The organism is Flavobacterium sp. GL_143, assembly GCF_057834355.1.
Genome location: NZ_CM174401.1, coordinates 2354151 through 2377891, shown reverse-complemented (window position 1 = coordinate 2377891; position 23741 = coordinate 2354151). Strand labels below are relative to the sequence as shown.

Genomic DNA, 23741 nt, shown 5'->3' with positions numbered 1-23741 from the left:
GGCTAAAGCCAATAACATAACAAATTTCATATCCTCCAGATAAATCTGGAGGCAATTCAACTTCTAAGATTGTCTACAAAATAAAGTATATCGACAATCTAAATTTTGAATTGCCAACATCTTTAGATGTTGGTTAATAATTATGATAATCAAATTGGCTTTAGCCGAATACTAAACAATTAATATTTAAATGAAAAAACAACTCCATATTTTTTTTACTGCATTAATGTTCTACACAAGGATTCCTTGTCCCAAAAATATTGACCACAATCCTGAGTATCTGAATAAAGCTAGTCGCTATTTCCCTTTGATCGGGTGGATTGTTGGAGGTATATCTTTTCTTGCATTTTATGGTGCTTCATTTCTAGTTTCAACATCCGCAGCAGTAATTATAGGAATGATTGCTGGGATTTTAACTACTGGAGCCTTTCATGAAGATGGTTTTGCCGATGTTTGTGACGGTTTTGGTGGGGGTTGGACCAAAGAAAAAATCTTACTCATCATGAAAGATAGTGCCATTGGCGCTTATGGAGCTATTGGTGTTGTATTATTATTTTTATTGAAATTTCAATTGCTATCTGAATTAGTAACTATAGAAACAATTACAACTCAGCAATCAATGCTTACTGTTTTATTGTTGCTTATTGCAGGACACTCTATTAGTCGTTTAGCGGCTATAAGCATCGTATTTACACATGAATATTCTCGTGAAGATGCTACAAGCAAAAGCAAACCAATTGCAAAAAGCTTTAGTTGGAAAGAAGTTTTAGGTTCTTTCTTTTTTGGTTTATTACCTCTCTTGGTTCTTTCTTATTTTCAATATCAATTACTTTTAGTATTAATTCCAGTTTTCCTAACACGTTATTTTTTGGCACGTTATTTCCAAAAATGGATTGATGGTTATACTGGAGATTGTTTGGGCGCAACACAACAAGTTTGCGAAGTTATTTTTTACTTAAGTGTTATAGCAATATGGAAATTTATTTAGTTCGTCATACTGAAACTGTTTGCGAAAAAGGAATTTGCTACGGTCAAACTGATGTAAATATTGCCGAACCTTATGATTTGATTTTTGAAAACATTGTAAAGCAATTACCTCAAAATGCATTGTTATATTCGAGTCCATTAAAACGTTGTGTGTTACTTGCCAAACATATCCAACAAGAAGCCAAAATTTTAAATTACCACGAAGACAAACGTTTGATGGAAATGGATTTTGGTGATTGGGAAATGAAAAATTGGAATGAAATTTCTTCAAATGATTTAAATCCGTGGATGGAAGATTTCGTAAACATTCGAGTTCCAAACGGAGAATCTTTCATCGATTTACATGAAAGAGTCACTCATTTTATAGAAAACGAAATACTTGCTAAAAAACCGTCAAAGGCAATTATTGTTGCACATGCCGGAGTAATAAGAAGCATATTATGTCTTTTAAACTCTCTTCCTCTTAAAGATGCTTTCCAAAACAAAGTCGATTTTGGACAAGTAATTAAAGTCGAAATCTAAATAAAATCAACTTTTGTTTTGTTCATGAATAGTATTAAATAATCAAACAGAATTGATTTATAAGCTTTTTTAACTTTATATTTGCACTTTCATTAAGGTTGTGCTATATTTTTTGAGACACATTAAAAGGGAATCAAGTAATTGAAGATTGAAAATATCAAAATCAACATTCGAAAATCTTGAGCTGTACCCGCAACTGTAAGCTTAGTCCTGTAAGGGATGCTCGTTGTTAACTACAAAACCACTGTTTTAGAACGGGAAGGGAAACAACAAGACGCGAAGCCAGGAGACCTGCCTTTGTTAACAAATATCGAACTCTCGGGAAAAAGAGTTTAGAAATTATGACATTACAAAAGTTTTACATCTGTTTTTCGCTCTTAGTTTGCCAATTCATTTTGGCACAAAATGATTCTATAACAAAATTAAAAGAAGTTATAGTTTCCGACACTAACCTCAAAAAATACTCAGACTCACAATCGGTTCAGGTACTTAATGACTCTATTATTAATAAAAATGAAGCATTACTTACCGATTTATTAAACTTTAACTCTACTATTTATTTTAAAGAATACGGTCGTGGTATGCTTTCGACAGTTGCTTTTAGAGGAACAACGGCTTCCCAAGCTGCTGTAATATGGAACGGTATCAATATCAATTCTCAGATGAACGGAAGTACCGATTTTAATACTATAGCCGGATCTGACTACAATTCGGTAAGTGTAAAAGCTGGTGGAGGAAGTGTTATTTACGGAAGTGGTGCTGTGGGAGGAACAGTACATTTAAACAATGATTTAAGTTTTTACAAAAGGTTTGAAAATAATTTAAAGCTAGATTACGGAAGCTTTAATACCATTGGAATCAACTACAAAACAAATATTTCAAACGAAAAGTGGAGCGCACAAATTGGATTTTCTAAAAATAGCTCAGCCAATGATTACAAATACTTAAACCGATACAACTGGAAAGGAGAACAACGCTGGAACCAAAACGGGCAATATGATATCATTACGATGAACGCAAATCTAGGTTATAAATTTGACGCAAAGAACAGCCTTAAATTATACAGCCAAACATCTAATACTGACCGAAATACTTCAATTATTTCTGAATCGGAAACCAAGTCAAAATACATTAATAGTTTCAGTCGTAATTTAATAGAATATGATGGTGATTTTGGCAGATTCACAACCAACTTTAAAACTGCTTTTATTACTGAGAAATATCAATATTTTGAAGATAATTCAAAAAACAACTATAGCCACGGAAAAACAGAAAGCCTAATTACTAAAGCTGATTTAGGATACACTCTTTTTAAATCAACTCAAGTAAACGCCATCCTAGATTATAATAGAACCAAAGGTTACGGAACTGGTTTTGGAGATCATGTGAGAGAAATTAGCTCAGCTGCCTTAATGATAAAACAAGATTTTTTTGCAAATTGGAAAAACGAGTTAGGCATCCGAAAAGAATTTACAAATAATTACAAATCTCCTGTTTTATTCTCTTTAGGGTCATCTTATCAATTTAGTAAATTATATAATCTGAAATTAAATTTATCTCGAAATTTCAGAATTCCAACGTTTAATGATTTGTATTGGGAAGAAGGAGGGAATCCTGATTTAAAACCAGAGAACTCCTATCAAGCCGAAATTGGAAATGTTTTTACATACAAAAATATCTCACTGACCCAAACTTTTTATTACATGAAAATAAAAGACTTATTACGATGGGTGCCTAGTGATAATGGCATCTGGATGCCTCAGAACACCGACAAAGTAAATAGTTACGGAGCTGAAACCTTATTAAGTTGGAAAAAACATTTTGGTAAAAATTATTTTAATGTCAATGCGACTTATGCTTATACCGTTTCAGAAAATGACGAAACCAAAAAGCAATTGTTCTTTGTTCCTTTTAATAAAATTACAGGAGCAATTTCATATTACAGAAATAAGTTCTCAGCCAATTATCAATTTTTATACAATGATTTTGTTTATACACAATCCGATAATGACCCAAAAAACATTATTCCTGCTTACACCGTTTCAAACATAGGTATAGACTATGACTTCAAACTTTTATCCTCTTTTAAAATAGGTTTTCAAATTTTAAACGTTTGGAATAAAGAATATGAAAGTCTAGAATTCAGACCAATGCCTGGGAGAAATTATAATTTGTACATAAACCTTAAATTTTAATATAATGAAACTAACTAGATTATTTTTATTAGCATTAAGCATTTCGCTTCTTGCTTCTTGCTCTAATGATGATAATGACAACAATGACGATGGTCCAAAAGGAGCTTATGAGGATGGTATTTTTATCTTAAATGAAGGAAATGATATCAGTGGTGGTTCTGTGTCTTTTATCAATGAAGACTTAAATACAAACACTTTTGTTAAAGATGTTTACGGACCAACAAATGGAAATGACTATATCGGAAAATATCTTCAAAATATCTTTTTTGATAATGACAAAGCCTACATTATTTCTGGAGGTACAAATGTGATTAACGTAGTAAATCGTTACACTTTTAAATTAGTAGCTAAAATTGAGACTGGACTTATCAAACCTAGATATGGTGTTGTAAAAGATGGGAAAGCATATGTTACTAATGCAAACACATACTGGAGCAAAACAAACCCAGTAGGAAATACTGATGATTTTGTCGCTGTAATTAATTTATCTACAAATAAGGTAGAAAGTACAATTCCTTTAGACGGAACTGCCAACCGTATTGAACTTACAAACAATAAACTTTACATAACTGAGCCTTATAACAGTGATAAATTAGTTATCATTAATCCAAGTACAAACAAAATAGAAACTAAAGTGACTATTGGCTTAGGTGGAGATTCAATGGAAACCAAAGATGGTACATTATATATTATCAGAACTCCATATGGAGATAGAAGCGAAATTGCAAAAGTAAAATTGTCAGATAATACCATCACTAAAATTACTTTTCCAGAATCACTTGATGGAGCTAAAAACTTAGACATTTACAATAACAAAATATATTATACAGCAAATACAGCTGTTTACGCAATAGATTACACTGCTACAACAGCATCTACTACACCTGTTTTTGAATATTCTTCAACTTCAGAATATGGAAAAATGTATGGTTTTGCTGTAAAGAATGACAAAATTTATGTTTCAGACGGAGGTGATTTTGCTTCAAATAGTAAGGCTTATATCTATAATTTAAATGGTACTCTTATAAAGGAATTAACAGTTGGCTTAGGACCAAACGGATTTTACTTCAATGACTAATTAAAATCATTTATTTACATTTTACTTTATTAAAAAAGGCTTTCTAACGAAAGCCTTTTTTATTTCTCTATCTAATCTTGTAATGCTCTCAAAAGTCCTTCAGGAGCTTTATCTACATACATTTGGTTTCGAATACCATCTATTGATTTAGAATCGGTAAAGTATTCAAACTCTTTACCATCTTTAGGAAAAATTACTTTACCTGTACCTGTAATTTTAGAAATTGCAGTACTTAATAATGGTTCCGTTTCATCTCCTAAAACTCCCAACGAATTTATACTTTCTATTACGCTATAAGTAGGCGTTAATCCATTAGTATATTCTCCAAAACCTATTGAGTTAACAATCTTTAAAACAATTGGCTGCATAGCATATTTATGACTTGGATTTCGATTAGTTTTACCAAAAGTAGGTGAATCATACAAAGTAACCGAACCTACATTTTTACCTATAGTTACATCACCTATTTGTATTACATCAATGTATGGTTTTAATCCATTAATAACCAATTCACTTGCCGAAGCTGTACTTTTAGAAGTTAATATATATACTTTGGTCAAGTTCAAACTATTTAAAGCAACTCCATTAAATTTATCTATAAAATTATTATTAAGCAATTCTGAGTCTTCGCTTTCAAAGTATTTATTGAGTTTACTATTCCATTTTTGTTTAGAAAAAACCTTATCTGTAAACTGTCCAGTAATCATACTTGCTAATCGGGTTGCCGTTTGCACAGAACCTCCCCCATTATATCTCAAATCAAGAACTAAATCTGTAATACCTTTCCCTTTTAATTCTCCAAATGCAGCATTTAATTGATCATCATAGTTACCATAAAAACCATTATACATTAAGTAACCTATTTTACGACCATTCTTCTCTATCACTTTATTTATGAAAATTGGATTTTCATCCAAAACTGATTTAGTAAGTGTAACCGATTTGCCATTTGGCACAAATGTCGTTCCATCATAATCAGTTAAATTTAGCGTATAACTATCAGGTGCGAGCAAGGTTTTATAATTATCATAAGTAATTTGCGTACCATTAATACCATAAAATAAATCTCCACGCTTCACTCCTTTGCTTGCAGCATCCGAGTTAGGAAGAATATAACGCACAAAACCAATCAAATCATTAGAACCTTTAGATTTTGGGCTTAATTTAAAATCAATTCCATTATTTTTAGATGTTCCTTGAAGTTCTTGTTCCAATACAGTATAATCATCTACAATCCAACTAAATCTGTCTATTGAAGAATCAACACGTAAAGAATTAAATAATGTTTCAGGATCTGAATACCCTCTTAAAAAAGAATTTAGTTGTTCTTGGTTTCCAAAACGATCATCAGCTAAATTAGGAACATCAGCTTGCCATAAGTAATATTGATTTAATCCTTTCCAAATAAAATCCTGAACCTGTAAGCTTCTAGGAGCAGCCACATCATCTTGATCCTGACAGGCTTGAAAGCAGAATACTGCTAAAAATAATAATATTGCCGTTCTTAATATTGTCTTCATATAGTAGGTATCAATATAGTATTAACGTAAAAATACTATCTTTAGTTTTATTTCACACACTTTTGTAACAAAAATAATTCTGTTTCGTCTTGATACTATAAGCGAACCTATAATTTGTAATTTTTATGAACCAAATCGTTTTCCTTCAGTTAGTAAATCCTTTTAAAGACAAAGTATTTCGTCTGGCAAAACGATTACTCATAAGTACAGAAGAAGCAGAAGATGCCTCGCAAGAGATTTTAGTTAAACTATGGAGTAAGAAAGAAACATTAAACACTTATAATAATGTTGAAGCTCTTGCCATGACAATGACAAAAAATTATTGTCTGGATCAATTAAAATCAAAACGAGCCAGTAATCTTACCCTTGTACATTCTAATTACACCGATAGAGAGCCGCGATTAGATCAAAAAGTAGAAGATAATAATAGTTTAGAATGGGTAGAAAAAATAATGAGTCAATTGCCAGAGCAGCAACAAATTTTAATTCAGTTACGAGATGTCGAACAATATGAGTTTGACGAAATCTCCAAAATAGTTAATATGAATGAAACCGCTATTCGCGTGGCGCTTTCAAGAGCTAGAAAAAAAATAAGAGAATCTATGCTTAATACACATCAATATGGAATCAGATAAAATAGAAATAATACTAGAAAAATACTTTCAGGGAGAAAGCACTATTGCCGAAGAAAATGAATTAAAAAATTACTTTTCTTCTCCGAATGTTGCGCAGCATTTAGAGCAATACAAACCACTTTTTGGTTATTTCTCTCAAGTAAAAGAACAACGTTTAACGCAAGAAATTCCACTACAAACTAAGAAACGTAATGTGGCGTGGTTATCAATTGCTGCTTCGGCTGTCCTTTTACTAGGAATAGGTTCTTATTTTTACCTCAACAACACAAATAACACAACTCCTGTTGTTGCAAAATCAGACTTAGGAACTTATGACTCCCCAGAAGAAGCTTTGGCGGCGACGCAAAAAGCCTTGGCTATGGTGTCACACAATGTTAATACTGGTATAGAAAGTGTCCAGTATATTAAAGAATACGAACAATCAAAAAACTTAATTTTCAAACAAAATAAAACTCGATAAAATGAAATCAACGATTCACGAAAACAGAAAAAACAATAGAAGAAGCTTGAGTAAAAATTTCATAATAACACTAGTTTTCGCATTTGTAAGCCATGCATTTTATGCACAAGGAGCTTTTGACAAATATGATGGTCAGGATGATGTAACATCTGTAATCGTAAACAAAAAAATGTTCGATTTAATGAGTAAGGTAAAAGTTGATGCTTCTGATAAAGAAACACAACAATACTTAAGCCTTATCAAAAAACTAGACAACCTAAAGGTGTTTACAACACAAAGTACCAGAGTTGAAGCCGACATGAAACTTACCGCAGATAAATACATAAAATCTGCAGGTTTAGAAGAGTTAATGCGAGTAAATGATAACGGCAGAAATGTGAAAATTTATGTAAAATCTGGAGCAAGCGACACTCAAATAAAAGAGTTATTCATGTTTATTGATTCAGGTAAAAATGAAGATACTGTTTTACTATCACTTACTGGTAATTTTGATTTAAACGAAATCTCGGTACTTACTGATAAAATGAAATTACCTGGAGGTTCTGATTTGAAAAAAGCATCTAAAGGAAAAAAATAACATGAAACGAATCACCAACATTTTCGCCTTTTTAGGATTATTACTTCTAGTAAGTTGCAATTCTGAACCTTCATTACAGAAATATTTTGTAGAAAATACCGAAAATAAAAACTTCATTGCTCTCGATGTTTCACCAAGTATTCTCAATGTAAACAAAGAAAAACTATCTGCTGAACAAAGCGAAGCATTAAACTCTTTCGACAAAATGAACATCTTGGCTTTTAAACGAAATGATAAAAACCAAACTGAATATGAAGCTGAGAGAACTAAGCTAAATACTATTTTAAAGAACCCAAAATACCAACAATTAATGAAATTTGGTTCTGGAAAAGATGGCGCTTCTGTAAGCTATGTAGGAACAGACGAGAATATTGAAGAATTCATAATTTATGCCAACAGAAATGAAAATGGTTTTGCAGTAGTTCGTGTTTTAGGAAAAAATATGAACCCAAACAATATCATGACATTAATGACCGTTCTTAAAGAATCTAATATAGATATGGAACAACTTAAACCGCTACAACAACTGATTAAATAATTCTTACTTTAAAAACAAAAAAAGCCTCTTAATTTGAACATGCCCCAAAAAGTTAGACACTATTTGGGGCATTTTTTATGGAAAGAAAAGCAAGGTATGACTATGCATTTAAGTTAGAATGTGTAGAATTGGTTTTAAAGAAGCATTATTCAGATGGATATGTTTCAAAATTAAAAAAGACTGCAAGATGGAATATTCGTAAGTGGGTCAGTTTTTATAAGGCATATGGTAAAATTGGTTTATTGTCACGAATGAATCAAAGCTATTCAGCCGAATTTAAGCTAAAAGTGCTCAATATCATAGAAAAGGAATCCCTTACCTTAATGCAGACTGGTATAAGATTTAATATTCCCGATATTTCCATAGTTTTAAAATGGAAAAAAGATTTTGCTAACTTTGGACTAGTAGGATTACAACCAAAACAAAGAGGCAGACCCGTATCGATGAGTAATAATAAAGGCAAAAAAAGTAAATCAGAGAAACCCCTGACAAGAGAGCAAGAACTGCTAAAAGAAAACGAAAGACTTCGCTGTGAGAATGAATTGCTAAAAAAGCTGCAAGCCTTAATTCAAGCCAGGAAAAATCCAAAGCCATAAACGAATTAAGGCATAAATTTGGTTTGGAATTACTTTTGAACCTTGCAAATATGGCACGCAGCAGTTTTTATTATCATCAAAAACAAAGTAAGTCACCTGATAAATATAAAGAAATTAAAGAGTTGATTAAAGTCATTTATCACAGACATAAAGGGCGTTATGGTTACAGAAGAATAACCGATGAATTACAAAACAGAGGACTGGTTATCAATCATAAAACAGTTCTTAGATTGATGAATCTATTAGGGTTAAAAAGTGTTATTAGAGTAAAAAAGTATAAGTCTTATAAAGGTGAAAATGGTAAAATAGCTCCAAATATACTAGAACGAAATTTTAAAGCAAAAGCTCCAAATCAAAAATGGGCAACTGATATAACAGAGTTCAATGTAGCTGGAAACAAATTATATTTATCACCAATAATTGACTTATTTAATCAGGAAATAATCAGCTATGAACTCACAGAGAGACCAGTGTTTAATCAAGTGGTTATGATGCTGAAAAAGGCCTTTAGAAAAATACCAGATAATACAAATTTAATACTTCATTCAGACCAAGGCTGGCAATATCAAATGAATCATTACCAACTTTTATTAAAACAAAAAGGAATCAAACAAAGCATGTCAAGAAAAGGAAACTGCCTAGATAATGCAATTATTGAAAACTTCTTTGGAATATTAAAATCTGAAATGTTTTATACCCAAAAATTCAAATCAATAGAACAATTAAAAAAAGAAATTAATAAGTATATAATATATTACAATAACGAAAGAATTAAATCAAATTTAAACAAAATGAGCCCGATAAAATATCGAGCTCATTATTATCAAACTTAATTATAAATTTGTCCAAACTTTTGGGTGCAGTCTAATTGAGGCTTTTTTTATATCAGGACTTGAGTTTATTTAACTTAATCTTTCATACTTATACTAAAGAAAGAATTTTCTTTATTTTTCCACACTACAAAGTGTAACTTAATCAGAAAAAAACATACTAATTAAGTAAAAAAGCCATGAAAAATAAAAATAAATCAAGTCTTTTAAAAAAAATGTGGAGAAATTTAGACTTTACAAATATAAATATTGAGCGTTCAGAATTGTTTAATATAATACACCTACGCTCTTATTCTATTGTAAAAAAGATTCTAATAATAAGTATTTTAGAATTTTTAGCCTCATTATTAGCGTCTTATATTGCAAATCAACTAGAGTATTCAAAAGAAATATTAGCAGTAGAACAGAATAATATAATCATATTTTTAGACTATTTGTATTATTTCATATTTATCTATTTTTTTGTGCAATTTTTTATCAATTACAAAAGAATTGACACAAGTTCAAACTTAAACGAATTATCCAAAAGCATCATAAAAACAAGAAAATCAGTATATTACTACATATTTTCAAGCTTAATATTGTTTAATCTAAATGCAATTATTTTCTCCTCTATATATCTTAAAAACAATGATATATCTCTAATTTTCTTGAATCCAAATCAATCAAATAACAATATACTTATTCCTCAAATTTGTTTTTATTTCATACTTGCATTGTTCTTAATAATTCTTTCCTCATTTATTTGGTTCATTTATAAAACCCTTTATTTAAAACTAATAAATAAATTAAATAAAAATTTTGAAGAATTAAATAATACAGACGTTTAAAAAATCACAATCACCTTTTTATTACAAAATATTCAAACAAAAAAAGCCTCTCTTTGTGAGGCTTCTTTATTTATTTTTATTCTTTTTTAACTGCTCTATAATTTCATCTTTATCTTTCAATCGCTCCTCAAATAAAATTTCTACTTTTTTTACTTTTTTCTTATATTCCGTAAAAAAATATTCAAAAGAAGCACTATCCCCAAAAGAATCTTTCTTATATCTAATATTATTCTTCATCCCTATTCCTTTAAAAAAGCACTCAGGTGAAAGATCAAAAAATATTAAAATATCTTCCAAATATTTTCCCCAAGTAAATGTTCTTCCTGACTCTAAACGAGAATATGCAGAAAGGTCAATATTTAACTTTTCTGCCATTTCATTTGGTGAAAAACCTTTTTCAATACGAATTTTCTTTATTTTAACTACAATCTCCGCTTGCATAAAATGTATGATTTTAAACAAATATAGCATATAAAATCATATTATCCAGATAAATCAAAGGTTTTTTACTACAAATTTAGCTTTAATTTTTGCGATTTTTATTACAAAATAACATAAATATCTCATCAAATTTACTAATATCAAAAGGGTATTTAACGACTTTTTGAAATTCATTATAAATGATAAAATATCTACATTATGAACCACGGAATCGCAAAATTTGTAATTTGGTTATTAGAGCAACTATAAATTTAGATGCTGACCTAACCAACAATCAATACTATTTTTAACTAAATAATATTGATTGTTGGTTTTTATCTATTATGTTACTTATTAGATATAAAAAAAGCTCCATAATTGGAGCTTTTTTTATATCAGGATTTGAGATTATTTACTCAAATACATTTTTCTTCTTGAGTACAATTCATAGAACTGATCATCTTTTAAGTCGTCGATAAACAAGATACTTTCACCTGTTGATTTCATCTCTGGTCCTAATGCTTTGTTTACATTATGGAATTTACTAAAAGAGAATACAGGTTGTTTAATTGCAAATCCTTTTAATTGCGGGTTGAATTTAAAGTCAGTTACTTTATTATGTCCCAACATTACTTTTGTAGCATAGTTCACATAAGGTTCTCCATAAGCTTTTGCTATAAATGGTACTGTTCTCGATGCTCTAGGATTAGCTTCGATAATGTAAACTGTATCATCTTTTATCGCAAACTGTATATTTATTAAACCAACTGTTTTAAGAGCTCTCGCAATTTTTATAGTATGATCTTTTATTTGTTGCATTACAAACTCTCCCAAGTTAAAAGGAGGCAATGTTGCATTACTATCACCCGAGTGAACCCCACAAGGCTCGATGTGCTCCATTATTCCTATGATATAAACATTTCCATCGGCATCACAAATTGCATCCGCTTCAGCTTCGATTGCTCCAGCTAAGTAATGATCCAGAAGTAATTTATTCCCAGGAATTGTTTTCAATAAATTAATAACGTGCTCTTCAAGTTCTTTCTTGTTGATTACAATTTTCATTCCCTGACCACCTAATACATAAGAAGGACGAATCAATAATGGAAAATCTAGAGTATCTGCAAGAGCAGAAGCTTCATCCGCAGTTTCAGCGATTCCAAATTGAGGGAAAGGAATATGTAGTTCCGTTAATAACTCAGAGAAACGTCCTCTATCTTCGGCTAAATCTAAGGCATCAAAACTTGTTCCTATAATTTTTACACCGTATTTAGATAATTTATCTGCTAGTTTTAATGCTGTCTGACCACCTAACTGTACAATTACACCTTCAGGTTTTTCATGCTGAATGATATCGTAGATATGCTCCCAGAAAACTGGCTCAAAATACAATTTATCAGCAGTATCAAAATCTGTCGAAACAGTTTCTGGATTACAGTTAATCATGATAGTTTCATAACCACACTCTTTAGCTGCAAGTACACCGTGAACGCAAGAATAATCAAATTCAATTCCTTGTCCAATTCGGTTTGGTCCAGAACCTAAAACTATTATTTTCTTTTTATCGGTAACAATACTTTCGTTATCTACATAACGTTCCCCATTTGCTTTTTCTATTTCAGCTTCAAAAGTTGAATAGTAATAAGGAGTTTTCGCCTTAAATTCGGCAGCACAAGTATCTACTAATTTAAACACACGGTTAATATTCTTATCCATACGCAAAGTATGCACTTCACTTTCCAGACAATTCATCATGTGAGCAATTTGTCTGTCGGCAAAACCTTTTTGTTTCGCTTCAAGCAAAAGTTCTTTTGGCAAAGTAGCTACTTTATAGTTTGAAATTTCTTTCTCAAGAGTATAAAGTTCTTCATATTGTTTCAAGAACCACATATCTATTTTAGTAATCTCATGAATACGGCTCAACGGAATTCCCATTGCAATTGCATCATAAATTACAAAAACACGATCCCAACTTGCAAAAGTTAGTTTCTCGATAATTTGTTCGTAATTTTTATATCCTTTTCCATCAGCACCTAAACCATTACGTTTAATTTCTAATGATTGTGTTGCTTTATGTAAAGCTTCTTGAAATGAACGTCCGATACCCATAACCTCACCTACAGATTTCATCTGAAGACCAAGAGTTCTGTCAGCACCTTCAAATTTATCAAAGTTCCAACGAGGTATTTTTACAATCACATAATCTAAAGTCGGTTCAAAAAGAGCCGAAGTCGATTTTGTAATTTGGTTTTGCAATTCATCAAGATTGTATCCTAAAGCTAGTTTAGAAGCAATTTTTGCAATTGGATAACCAGTTGCTTTCGATGCCAATGCAGATGAACGAGATACACGAGGGTTGATTTCAATCGCAACGATATCTTCTTTTTCGTCTGGCGAAACCGCAAATTGTACATTACAACCTCCTGCAAAGTTTCCGATACTACGCATCATTAATATAGCGTAATCACGTAATTTTTGGAATGTTGTATCCGATAAAGTCATTGCTGGTGCAACTGTAATCGAATCTCCAGTATGAATTCCCATTGGATCCATATTTTCGATAGAACAAATAATTACAACATTATCATTCTTATCTCTTAAAAGTTCCAACTCATATTCTTTCCAACCCATTAAAGCTTTATCAATTAAAACCTCATGTATTGGCGAAGCTTCAAGACCTCTTGTTAAAAGCTCATCAAAATCTTCTTTTTTATAAACAATCGCAGCTCCAGTTCCTCCAAGTGTAAATGAAGGACGAATTACAAGTGGGAAACCAAATTCCTGTGCAATTTCTTTTCCTTCTAAGTACGAAGTAGCCGTTTTTGCAGGTGCAGTTGGTACATTAATTTTTTCAAGAAGTTGTTTAAACTGCTCTCTATCTTCAGTAATATTAATGGCGTTCACATCAACACCAATTAATTTTACTCCAAAATCAGCCCAAATTCCCTTTTCATCAGCTTCCAAACATAAATTTAATGCAGTTTGTCCTCCCATTGTAGGTAAAACAGCATCAATTTGTGGATGAGCTTTCAGAATTTCAATAATCGATTTTGTAGTTAGTGGTTTTAAATATACATGATCCGCCATTGATGGGTCGGTCATAATAGTCGCTGGATTTGAGTTTATCAAGATAACTTCAATTCCTTCTTCACGAATAGAACGTGCTGATTGTGATCCTGCATAATCAAATTCGCAAGCTTGACCAATAACAATAGGCCCCGAACCTATTATTAAAACTGATTTTATTGATGTGTCTTTTGGCATTTTAATTGTATTGTGTAGTTATATTTTCTTTTAATGTTTAATCCTACTGCATTAGAAATTAAAACATTACTCATTTTTTAATGACAAGGTATAAAAAAAGGCGATACTAAAAAAAGTAACGCCTTATTTATGTTTATAGAAACATTATTTTTTGTGTCTAGGTTCGCTAGAAACAGTCAGTTTATGTCTTCCTTTAGCTCTTCTACGTGCAAGAACTTTTCTTCCATTCGCAGAAGCCATTCTGTCCATAAATCCGTGCTTATTTCTTCTTTTTCTTTTCGATGGTTGAAACGTTCTTTTGCTCATTGCTTTGTATCTTTAAATATGGTGTCTAATATCTTCTTTTTGTTCTTCGAATATTGTTACTCTAAAACCGAGTGCAAATATACAAAGACTTTTTTTCCTTGCAAGTAGTTTTATAAAAATATTTTTAATTCATTTTACTATCTTTGCAATCACAAAAATACACCTATTATGTTTCACAGAAATATTAAAATTATTTTAGCCGGACTATTAGTAGTTGCTGGCGTTTGGCAATTTACAGAAAGTAATATCGGAAACGGAATCTTTCTTATATTATTAGCTGGAATACCTATTTTCCTTTACTTTAAAAATGAATTCATCTTATTAGCCTTCCTGAAATTAAGAAAACAAGATTTTGAAGGTGCTAAAAAATGGCTGGCATACATCAAAAATCCTGAAACTGCTTTAGTAAGAAAACAACAAGGTTACTTTAATTACCTACATGGTATTATGGTTTCTCAAACTAATATTAATCAAGCTGAGAAATATTTCAAAAAAGCAATTGAACTTGGTTTATCTATGGATATGGATTTAGCTGTTGCAAAATTAAACCTTGCTGGTGTTGCTATGTCACGCCGAAGAAAGCTTGAAGCGACTAATTTATTGAATGAAGCTAAGAAATTAGACAAACAAGGAATGCTGAAAGAGCAAATCACAATGATGAAAGATCAAATGAAGAAAATCTAAATTTCTTTAAATTACAATATCTAAAATCCCAAATTCTAAAAAGAGTTTGGGATTTTTTTTTGACTAGCGCCGATACCTTTGTCAAAGTTTTAAAAACTTTGACAAAGGTATCGAACCATAAAACAATTGGAATTTTAGATATTGAAATTTTAATTAGAAGCTATTTCCTGCTATCCGCTTGTATCTTTTCCTGCCTAAAGAAGCCAGAAAAAGGATACCGCTTCTATCAGGGCTAGGCTCTAGATTTCATAAGAACATTTTCTCTTTAGTTAGTCTTAACGTTTCGTTTGTCATCCCGAGGAACGAGGGATCTCCACTAGTAGCTCGCCAAACTAAATAAACTTTGTGTTAGTCTCTTGTGAAGATCCCTCGTTCCTCAGGATGACAAGATTGTATGAAATAACTTTGCGACAAAAATTGCACGTAAAACTTTGACAAAGATCCCATCCGTAAAGCATTTCAAATTTGGGCCCGAGCGTTAGGAACAGGCGAAGCAATTTCAAAAATTGGAATTTTAAGATTTCTAATCTTCCAAAATTATCGAAGGTAAATTTTCATTCAACCATTTAAATTTATTCAAAATCATAATATGCGTTCCGCCTTTTACCACTTTACAGTTGGCAATATATTTTATCGGGAAAACCTCATCTTCATCACCATGAATATGAATTACACTTTCGTCGATTTTAGTTCTATCCCAAAGAATTACCTGCTCGATAGCCCAATCTAAATAACGAATATCACGCACAGATAAGAATTTCTCATATAGCTTTAACCTCTTGTTTATCTTTTCTCCAAAAGAAAACTTAGCCAAATTCTCTACATTTAATATCAGTCGCATTGGTATCAGCTTATATGCTTTGGTAGTTTTGGCAATTTTCATTCTTCGAGGAAATTCCGCATTACACTTTACGCTCGAAATAATAATTACTTTTCTAGCCTCAATATGCTTTGCCATTTCCTGAACCAGGATTCCTCCAAAAGATACTCCTACTAAAACAGGATTCGAATGTTTTATGTTTTGCGCTATCCTTTTAGCATAATCTTGCAAAGACTCATGCTCAAGCGGAATTTCCCATTCTAATAAATGTATCTCAAAAGTATTTTCGGGCAATGCGATTCGTTCAAAAATAGTAGTACTTGCCGCAAGACCCGGCATAAAGTAAACAGGAATTTTATTCATAATTGTATTTCAGGCATTAACAACAAACTAAATATCATTATCGACATAAAATTATCGCTTTTTAACGACTCTGCTCTATTTTTTAGATAATATTATTATTAAAAAACACAGCAAATACGAGTGCTAACAACATTTTTAAAAACGTAAAGCATATCTCACTCACAAAATCATTTGATATTGAATATCAAATGATTACCTTTGTTATAGAAATAATTTGTTTCTGATAATATATTACAAGAAGTTTTCTGAACCTCTTAATATGGTTCATTTCTTCTATTTTTTTTTAAATACCACATAAAAAACAAATAATATGGAACCCATTTCATTAATGGAGATCAAAGACAATGCCTTTGCAAGACAATTTGAAACCTCAACCCCTACAGGATTAGTTACAATCGAATACTCTTTTCAAGAAAAAAAGATATTTCTAACAAAAATCAACACTCCAGATTCATTCGAAGATCAAGAATTTCTATATAGCATGCTTAGAAGCATCATGGAAATTTCGATTGAACGAAAATTAAAAGTAGTCCCTATTCACCCTAAAATTGTAGTTTTCTTTAAGAAAAACCCAACTTATAAAGAACTACTTCCTCCTGGTATCCGAATTTAATAGTACCCTATTACATTCATCCACAATCCTCCTATCACCATATATATGAGTAATAGGACAAGACCTGTTACAAGTCCTTTTACCCACCAGCTCTTTAAATCAACATAACCACTACCAAAAAATACAGGAGCTGGTCCATGACCGTAATGCGTTAATGTTCCATAAAGCGAACCTACAAATCCAAGCATAAACGCTAATAACAATCCCGGAATACCAAGAGAAACTCCTACTCCTAATAACGCAGCATACATTGCTGCAACGTGAGCTGTTGCACTTGCAAAAAGATAGTGACTAAAAAAGTATACCAAAATTATTATAGGAAAAGCCATTTGCCAGCTCAATCCTCCTATTTGTTGCTTAACTAAATCGCTAAACCAACCAATAAATCCTAATTCATTGAGCGAACTCGCCATCATTACCAAAACCGAAAACCAAACAATAGTATCCCAAGCTCCTTTTTCGGATTTTACATCTTCCCATGTTAATACTGAAGTTAACAATAAAATCACCAATCCTATAAAAGCCGTTGTAGTAGCATCGATAGAAAATAAATCGCCTGTCATCCAAAGAAACAATAAAATAAAAAATGTTAACAACATCAACCATTCATTTCTAGAGATTGGTCCCATTTCTTTTAGCTTTTGCTTAGCAATTCCCGGAGCGTCTTTTGTCGATTTTAATTCAGGCGGATAAATTTTATATAAAACAAAAGGAATTACAAAAAAAGCAACTAATCCTGGTACAATTGCAGCAAGAGCCCAAGACATCCAGGTAATTTTAATTCCTAAATTTAGAGCAAACTTCTGGCACATCGGGTTACTTGCCGTTCCTGTTAAAAACATCGAGGATGAAATAAGATTCATATTATAACTATTTAAAGTTAAAAAAGAACCTAATTTTCTATGTGTTTCAGGCTTATCTGGCTCAGAGCCAAAGCTTATTGCCATCGATTTCATAATAGGATAAATAATACCTCCACCTCTTGCCGTATTACTAGGAACTGCAGGAGCAAGACATAAATCAGCAAGTCCTAATCCGTAGGCTAATCCTAACGAACTTTTCCCAAATATCCTTATGAATATAAAAGCAATTCTATTTCCTAATCCTGTTTTAATAAATCCACGTGCTATAAAAAAGGATATTCCGATAAGCCATATTACTTTATCCCCAAAACCTCTTAATGCAAGCGTAATTGATTTTCCTGCTTCACCCGGAGCTAAAACTTGTGAAAATGCGGTTACTGCAATTGCAATCATACACATTGTACCCATTGGAGCAGCCTTTAAAATAATCCCAAGAATGGTAGCTACAAAAATGGCAAATAAATGCCACGCTTCTTGTTTCACTCCTTCGGGAGCTGGAATAATCCAAAGAACAATACCTACTGCAAGCGTAATTAATGTTTGAGGAATTTTTACTTCTTTCATAAAAAATAGAGATTAATTTAAACTAAAGCCTGCATTGAAATTGTATAATAAATAGTTCTTTATCATAATAGCTTGTATTAGGAATATTCTTGGTGTACCTATCAATTTCAACTCCCATTTCGATTCGTCCTGTATAGGCTTTTCCAAATTCTAAACTTAACATTGGCGTAAGTGTTTGCCTTACGTTTGAATCTACTTTAAAACTCGAATCAAAATATTCATATCTGGCAGAAAATTCCAGAGATGTAAGTTTCTTATAATTGATTACATATCTAAAATTAGGTAAAAAATAAAAACCTCGCATTTGGTAATCATTCACATTGGCAGTACGGGCATCCACAGGAAGTGAATAATATAAATTATGATTGGTTCCTTGCTTGATTTCGAATTGAGTATCCAGAGAAAGTTTATCTGTTAATTTAAAGTCGGCAGCAATATCTGCTCCTAAAGCAAATACATCACTGGTATAAACCTTTCCGGTTCCTCCATTAAGTCCCAAATTAAGATGGTGTTTTTTCGATAATCCAAAAACAACACGGGTAGAATATTGCTTCCCACTGTCTTTATCCATATTTTGATTTCTCCCATTTCCATTTAAAACCGAAACAGCATAATTTACAGGGATATTCCCAAGATCTGCAGATCCTGTCATCGAAGCTCCAATCTGAAAACTTGTCCATCCATTCTTTCCAAACTCATAATATTGATTCGAGAAATCAAATGACTTTATGATATCTACAGGAACACTTTCTTCTATACCAAAACCTGGTCGAAACTGACCACCTGTAAAAGCAATATATTTATTAAAAGTATATTTTGCGTAAGCATTCTCTAACACTTTGTTCTGGGGATCCGATTTAAAATCGGCTAAATTCACCAATACAACAACTTCGGTATGCTCACTTAAATTTGCAGCAACACTTACACGCATTCTTTTTATATCAAAAGAACTCCTTGTTACTTCTCCGGTAGTATGCTGAACTCCTAAAACATCAACATTATCTGTAATCGACCCCAGAAAACGTACTTGCAAAAGCCCTTTAAATTTAAATTTTGGGTATACCACTTCTTTTTCTTTCTCCTTTTCTTTCAGTTCAACCTTCACTGTATCCTTCACAGATTGAGCTATCAAAAAAAATGGCATTATCAGAAATATAAAAACAACTCTAGCTAGCATAGTTTTCCCCATAAGCTTCTTAAATATAAAATTAGGCGTGTATATATTATCTGAGTTTAAAACTCAGTCTCGTTTTTTTAGATCTATCTTCGATTTGTACCATTATTTGCAGGTCTCGGTGTCGCTGGCCTTGGTGTCGTCGTTGGTCTTGTTACAGGACGCGTTGTTGGTCTAGTCGTTGGAGTTACAGGACGGGTTGTTGGTCGCGTAGTTCCTGGATTAGTTGGCCTAACAACTGGTCTTGTAGTTGGGTTTGTAGGAGTAACAGGACGTGTGACTGGTCTTGTTGTACCTGTTCCCGGTCTAGTCGATGGATTTGTAGGACGTGTTACTGGCCTAGTTGTACCTCCTGGTCTAGTAGTTGGATTTGTAGGTCGAGTAGTACCTGGTCTGGTTGTTCCTCCCGGTCTATTTGGTCTAGTAGTTGTAACTGGCGCTGGTCTTTTATAATCCCTACCATTATAGGTCGTATTATATCGTCCGTTAACTCGGTTGTCTCTAACAACTACAGATGTATTTCTTCTAGAAACATAATTATTATAGTATCTAGGGTTTCTTATAACGGCTGTTCTACGATAATAAGGATTTCTGTAATAATGTCCGTGATATCCCCAATAATCATGATAATAAACTGGACGCCAAGGACGCCAGTACGGAGGATAATACCCCCAATGCCAAGGAGATCTATACGCTACATATATAGGAGAAAACAAAAACAAAATTACTGGCCATGCACTTACACTTGTACTTACATAACTTGGGCTAGTTGTAGTATTGTAATTATTGGTTGTGTTATTATTTACAATTACCGTAGGTTCTCCTTTATAACCAGGGTTAGGTGTTCCCGAAGCTGTATCTGCAGGCTCAACTATATAGTTTTTACCATATAAATCTTCGTCTCCAATAGCCTGAACATGTATATTTCCTTTCTTATCTTTATCAACCTCAATAACAGCAATATCTTGTGTTTCTTTGCTACTTACCGCAACCTGAAGCACAATAACATGGGTATTCCCTTCTTTATGTCCTTCTACCTCGAGGTAGTCGATTTCTCCATCATTATTTAAATCTAAATTATTAACCTTATTATCAGGATCATTCAATGCTTTTTCAAAATCTTCCAAAGTTTTAGACTTTTGAAAAATATCTAATACTGCATATAAATTAAGGTTATCTCCTGGCAAACCTAAAGCAACAGGCTCATTATCTGTTTGAGATAATATAGGAAGACTAAAAAAACTAGTCAACACAATAGCTAGATATAATATACTTTTTTTCATGTTAATAATTAGTTAATTTATAAATACGCTTACTAAGGTATAAAAAAACAGACAAAGTTTAGCAACATCCTACAACTTTCTATTTTCAATAAAACTTACGGAAAAGTTTTCAATTAAGCTCCCTATTTTACTATAGATAAAACATAAAATGTAAGACTTATATCCTTAACTTTGTAAATAACCGTATTTCGCATACGCTTATTCTACTTGTAATACCTTACAAAAATCCGTTTACAATTTATCATATAATTATAGAAACAAAATTATGATGAGAAAACATTTACCTATTTTCTTTTTTTTCCTTTCCCTAACTTATGGATATGCCCAGATAGAAGTTTCACCAACTCTTGAAGATGCTATTTATAAAGCCATAGAAAAAAGCACCTCTTTAAAAAATAAAGATTTAGATATTGAAAAATTGAATCTTCAGGAAAAAGGAGTCTGGAATAAATACATCCCTACAGTCGAAGCAAGTGCTTTATATACTTATTTTGATAACAAACTAACCGTAGATCTTCCTACAGCTACTGTACCTATTGTAAACTATCCGCTTTTTGATGGTAAAACGGCTTTTAAAAATTACGGAAACATTTTTAATGGGAGCGTTATGGCAAAAACGGTATTGTTTAGCGGTATGCAAATTCCTAATGGCGCAAAAGCCATACAAGAAAAATCCAAAGGAACAGTATTCTTAAAAGAATCCGAGAAAGACGGAATCATCAAAGATGTCATTAACACCTTTGATCAATTAGAACTATTAAAGGAAATAGACAAACTGATAAAAGAGAGCGAAAAACGATTAGATACCGAAACTAAACGCGTTACAAAAGCAATAGAACAAGGTCTGGCAATTCCATACGACAGAGATAAAATTAAATTAGCTTCACTAGAATTGGCATCCAAAAAAATTGAGCTGGATGGAAAACGAAGATTAATTTATAAAAAAATTCAGTACTTAACTGGCTATTCTATTACCGAAATAGACAATGTTCAATACAATTTAGTTCCTTATTTAATTACCGATGAAAAATTAAGCACTCAAAACAAACAGGAAATTAAAGCCTTAGAATCGTTTAAAACAGCTTACGAGTATTTATTAAAAAAAGAAAAAGGCACCTATTTACCAACTTTAGGAGCGTTTGGAGGAGTTTCTTACTCCAGTTTATTTAATGCCAATGCAACAACCCCAATAGTTACAGGAATAAATCAAGCTTTATATTTAGGGCTAAACGAAGCCACCATAAGTAACAACTGGGTTGTCGGAGCTGCAATGAAATGGGAAGTTTTTTCGGGTTTTGAAAGAAAACACAAAGTACATGAGGCCAAAATAAACATCGAGCAGATGCAAAATCAAATTGATGACACTAAAGAAAAACTAGAATTACTCCTCGAAAAAAACTTTGTTGATTACAGCGTTCTAACACAAAAAATTGATATTACCCAACAACAAGAAAAAGTAGCAGGCAATAATTTAAATCTAGCTATAAAACAATACAAGGAAGGTCTTATCAATATATCGGAACGTCTTGAAGCCGAAAACGATTCTTATAAAGCATCTGTAAATAAAACTACTACTTTAATCGAGCAACGATTATCGGCTATTGAAACAATAATTGCCACTGGCGATTTATCAAAAAAATTATCTAAATAAAAGTTCTATTCTATGAAAAAAGCAATTATAATAGTCATTTTAATCTTCATTTTTACAAGTTGTGAAAAAGCAAAAAAAGAAGATTTAATTCAAGGGAAAATAGAAAAAGAACAAATTGCAGTTGTAAGCAAAATCCCTGGTAAGATTTTAAAAATCTATGTCAAAGAAGGAGATATTGTCCAAAAAGGAGATACGCTGGCTATACTTGATATCCCAGAAGTAGATGCTAAAAAAAATCAAGCTGAAGGAGCTGTGATATCTGCGAAAGCGCAATATAAAATGGCTGTAAAAGGCGCAACAGAAAATCAGATTAAGCAGCTTGAAGCTAAAAAAATGGGATTAAAGGAACAATATGAGTTTGCACAAAAATCGATTAAACGATTAACAAACATGCTCAAAGACTCCTTAATATCACAACAAACTTATGACGAAACTTTTGCTAAATATCAAGGAGCTCAAGCGCAATACAATGCTGTTATTGCCGAACTAGATGATGCAAAAAAAGGAGCTCGCATAGAACAACAAACCATGGCGCTGGGACAACAAGACAGAGCGCTGGGTGCATTGCAAGAAGTAGAAACTGCCGACCAGGAACGTTATATTATTGCGCCACAAAATATGAGCATTGAAACCATTACATTAACTATTGGTGAACTGGCTTTACCTGGCTACACTTTATTTAATGGTTATGTTGCCAACAGTACTTACTTTCGTTTTACAATACCCGAAAATCAATTAGGAAAACTCAAAAAAGGACAAGAAGTAACTGTACATGTTCCTTATAAAAAAACAGATATAAAAGGAAGCATTAGTACTATAAAACAACTGGGAGCATACGGAAACATAGCAACTGCATACCCAGATTATGAAATGCAGGAAAGTTTATTCGAAATAAAAATAACGCCTTCCAATCATGACGAAACAAAAGATTTAATTACAAAAACAACCGTTACTTTATCTCTTTAACT

23 protein-coding genes and 1 riboswitch are annotated in these 23741 nt (G+C 32.0%); of the genes, 15 read left to right on the top strand and 8 right to left on the bottom strand.

The window, feature by feature from the left end:
• Positions 1-190: 190 nt before the first annotated feature.
• The 4 genes from AC3IPI_RS10435 to AC3IPI_RS10420 all read left to right on the top strand — a co-directional run bounded on the left by AC3IPI_RS10435 (position 191) and on the right by AC3IPI_RS10420 (position 4782).
• The gene (locus tag AC3IPI_RS10435; RefSeq protein ID WP_489158899.1) at positions 191-988 is read left to right on the top strand and encodes an adenosylcobinamide-GDP ribazoletransferase; all 798 of its coding nucleotides are present in this window, start codon (positions 191-193) and stop codon (positions 986-988) included.
• Positions 973-1509 carry an alpha-ribazole phosphatase gene (cobC, locus tag AC3IPI_RS10430; RefSeq protein ID WP_489158897.1) on the top strand — a complete coding sequence of 179 codons (537 nt, stop codon included), beginning with the start codon at positions 973-975 and terminating at the stop codon, positions 1507-1509. The genes AC3IPI_RS10435 and cobC overlap by 16 nt, the downstream gene beginning before the upstream one ends.
• A gap of 78 nt (positions 1510-1587) precedes the next feature.
• Positions 1588-1822: riboswitch (cobalamin riboswitch) on the top strand.
• Positions 1823-1850: 28 nt separating this feature from the next.
• Positions 1851-3704 (top strand): TonB-dependent receptor plug domain-containing protein, encoded by a 1854-nt coding sequence (locus AC3IPI_RS10425; protein WP_489158895.1) that lies wholly within the window; start codon positions 1851-1853, stop codon positions 3702-3704.
• 4 nt (positions 3705-3708) lie between these two features.
• The gene (locus AC3IPI_RS10420) at positions 3709-4782 is read left to right on the top strand and encodes a DUF5074 domain-containing protein (RefSeq protein WP_489158893.1); all 1074 of its coding nucleotides are present in this window, start codon (positions 3709-3711) and stop codon (positions 4780-4782) included.
• A 71-nt stretch (positions 4783-4853) separates the two neighbouring features.
• Here AC3IPI_RS10420 and AC3IPI_RS10415 read toward each other — a convergent pair whose 3' ends face one another.
• Positions 4854-6302: a S41 family peptidase gene (locus tag AC3IPI_RS10415; protein WP_489158891.1), complete on the bottom strand. Its 1449-nt coding sequence runs from the start codon at positions 6300-6302 to the stop codon at positions 4854-4856.
• 125 nt (positions 6303-6427) lie between these two features.
• On the opposite strand from AC3IPI_RS10415, the gene AC3IPI_RS10410 reads away from it, so the two are divergent.
• The 7 genes from AC3IPI_RS10410 (at position 6428) to AC3IPI_RS10380 (ending at position 10768) form a co-directional block, all read left to right on the top strand.
• The gene (locus AC3IPI_RS10410) at positions 6428-6937 is read left to right on the top strand and encodes an RNA polymerase sigma factor (protein WP_035624389.1); all 510 of its coding nucleotides are present in this window, start codon (positions 6428-6430) and stop codon (positions 6935-6937) included.
• Positions 6924-7397, top strand: coding sequence for a hypothetical protein (locus tag AC3IPI_RS10405; protein WP_323489664.1), 474 nt, complete (start codon positions 6924-6926; stop codon positions 7395-7397). The genes AC3IPI_RS10410 and AC3IPI_RS10405 overlap by 14 nt, the downstream gene beginning before the upstream one ends.
• 1 nt (position 7398) lies before the next feature.
• Entirely contained in the window at positions 7399-7974 is a 576-nt protein-coding gene (locus AC3IPI_RS10400) for a DUF4252 domain-containing protein (RefSeq protein ID WP_052250110.1), read from the top strand.
• Position 7975: 1 nt separating this feature from the next.
• Complete coding sequence (locus AC3IPI_RS10395; protein WP_039119373.1) at positions 7976-8512, top strand: DUF4252 domain-containing protein; 537 nt, start codon at positions 7976-7978, stop codon at positions 8510-8512.
• 77 nt (positions 8513-8589) lie between these two features.
• Positions 8590-9108, top strand: a complete 519-nt coding sequence (locus tag AC3IPI_RS10390) for a transposase (RefSeq protein ID WP_489153903.1) — start codon at positions 8590-8592, stop codon at positions 9106-9108.
• Positions 9054-9941, top strand: a complete 888-nt coding sequence (locus AC3IPI_RS10385) for an IS3 family transposase (RefSeq protein WP_489159222.1) — start codon at positions 9054-9056, stop codon at positions 9939-9941. The genes AC3IPI_RS10390 and AC3IPI_RS10385 overlap by 55 nt, the downstream gene beginning before the upstream one ends.
• A 176-nt stretch (positions 9942-10117) precedes the next feature.
• Entirely contained in the window at positions 10118-10768 is a 651-nt protein-coding gene (locus tag AC3IPI_RS10380; protein ID WP_039119374.1) for a DUF8845 family protein, read from the top strand.
• A gap of 66 nt (positions 10769-10834) precedes the next feature.
• Here the strand turns inward: AC3IPI_RS10380 and AC3IPI_RS10375 are convergent, their stop codons facing one another.
• The 3 genes from AC3IPI_RS10375 to rpmH form a co-directional block, all read right to left on the bottom strand.
• Positions 10835-11209: a helix-turn-helix domain-containing protein gene (locus AC3IPI_RS10375; protein WP_489158887.1), complete on the bottom strand. Its 375-nt coding sequence runs from the start codon at positions 11207-11209 to the stop codon at positions 10835-10837.
• Positions 11210-11596: 387 nt separating this feature from the next.
• Entirely contained in the window at positions 11597-14452 is a 2856-nt protein-coding gene (carB, locus tag AC3IPI_RS10370; RefSeq protein WP_039112228.1) for a carbamoyl-phosphate synthase large subunit, read from the bottom strand.
• A 144-nt stretch (positions 14453-14596) separates the two neighbouring features.
• Complete coding sequence (gene rpmH, locus AC3IPI_RS10365) at positions 14597-14758, bottom strand: 50S ribosomal protein L34 (protein WP_008464848.1); 162 nt, start codon at positions 14756-14758, stop codon at positions 14597-14599.
• A gap of 168 nt (positions 14759-14926) precedes the next feature.
• Here rpmH and AC3IPI_RS10360 point away from each other — a divergent pair, with 168 nt between their 5' ends.
• Positions 14927-15442, top strand: coding sequence for a membrane protein (locus AC3IPI_RS10360; protein WP_039112229.1), 516 nt, complete (start codon positions 14927-14929; stop codon positions 15440-15442).
• 523 nt (positions 15443-15965) lie between these two features.
• Here the strand turns inward: AC3IPI_RS10360 and AC3IPI_RS10355 are convergent.
• The gene (locus tag AC3IPI_RS10355; protein ID WP_489158883.1) at positions 15966-16625 is read right to left on the bottom strand and encodes an alpha/beta hydrolase family protein; all 660 of its coding nucleotides are present in this window, start codon (positions 16623-16625) and stop codon (positions 15966-15968) included.
• A 328-nt stretch (positions 16626-16953) separates the two neighbouring features.
• On the opposite strand from AC3IPI_RS10355, the gene AC3IPI_RS10350 reads away from it, so the two are divergent.
• On the top strand, positions 16954-17238 hold the full coding sequence (locus AC3IPI_RS10350) for a GNAT family N-acetyltransferase (protein ID WP_039112392.1): 285 nt from the start codon (positions 16954-16956) through the stop codon (positions 17236-17238).
• On the opposite strand, the gene AC3IPI_RS10345 is transcribed toward AC3IPI_RS10350, so the two are convergent.
• The 3 genes from AC3IPI_RS10345 to AC3IPI_RS10335 form a co-directional block, all read right to left on the bottom strand.
• Complete coding sequence (locus AC3IPI_RS10345; RefSeq protein ID WP_039112231.1) at positions 17235-18665, bottom strand: anion permease; 1431 nt, start codon at positions 18663-18665, stop codon at positions 17235-17237. The genes AC3IPI_RS10350 and AC3IPI_RS10345 overlap by 4 nt on opposite strands.
• 22 nt (positions 18666-18687) lie before the next feature.
• Positions 18688-19809, bottom strand: coding sequence for a porin (locus tag AC3IPI_RS10340; RefSeq protein WP_240474685.1), 1122 nt, complete (start codon positions 19807-19809; stop codon positions 18688-18690).
• A 116-nt stretch (positions 19810-19925) separates the two neighbouring features.
• Positions 19926-21122: a hypothetical protein gene (locus AC3IPI_RS10335; RefSeq protein ID WP_489158880.1), complete on the bottom strand. Its 1197-nt coding sequence runs from the start codon at positions 21120-21122 to the stop codon at positions 19926-19928.
• A 265-nt stretch (positions 21123-21387) separates the two neighbouring features.
• Between AC3IPI_RS10335 and AC3IPI_RS10330 the strand changes: the two genes are divergently transcribed.
• On the top strand, positions 21388-22773 hold the full coding sequence (locus AC3IPI_RS10330) for a TolC family protein (RefSeq protein ID WP_489158878.1): 1386 nt from the start codon (positions 21388-21390) through the stop codon (positions 22771-22773).
• A gap of 12 nt (positions 22774-22785) precedes the next feature.
• Positions 22786-23739, top strand: coding sequence for an HlyD family secretion protein (locus AC3IPI_RS10325; protein ID WP_323489670.1), 954 nt, complete (start codon positions 22786-22788; stop codon positions 23737-23739).
• Positions 23740-23741 lie beyond the last annotated feature (2 nt).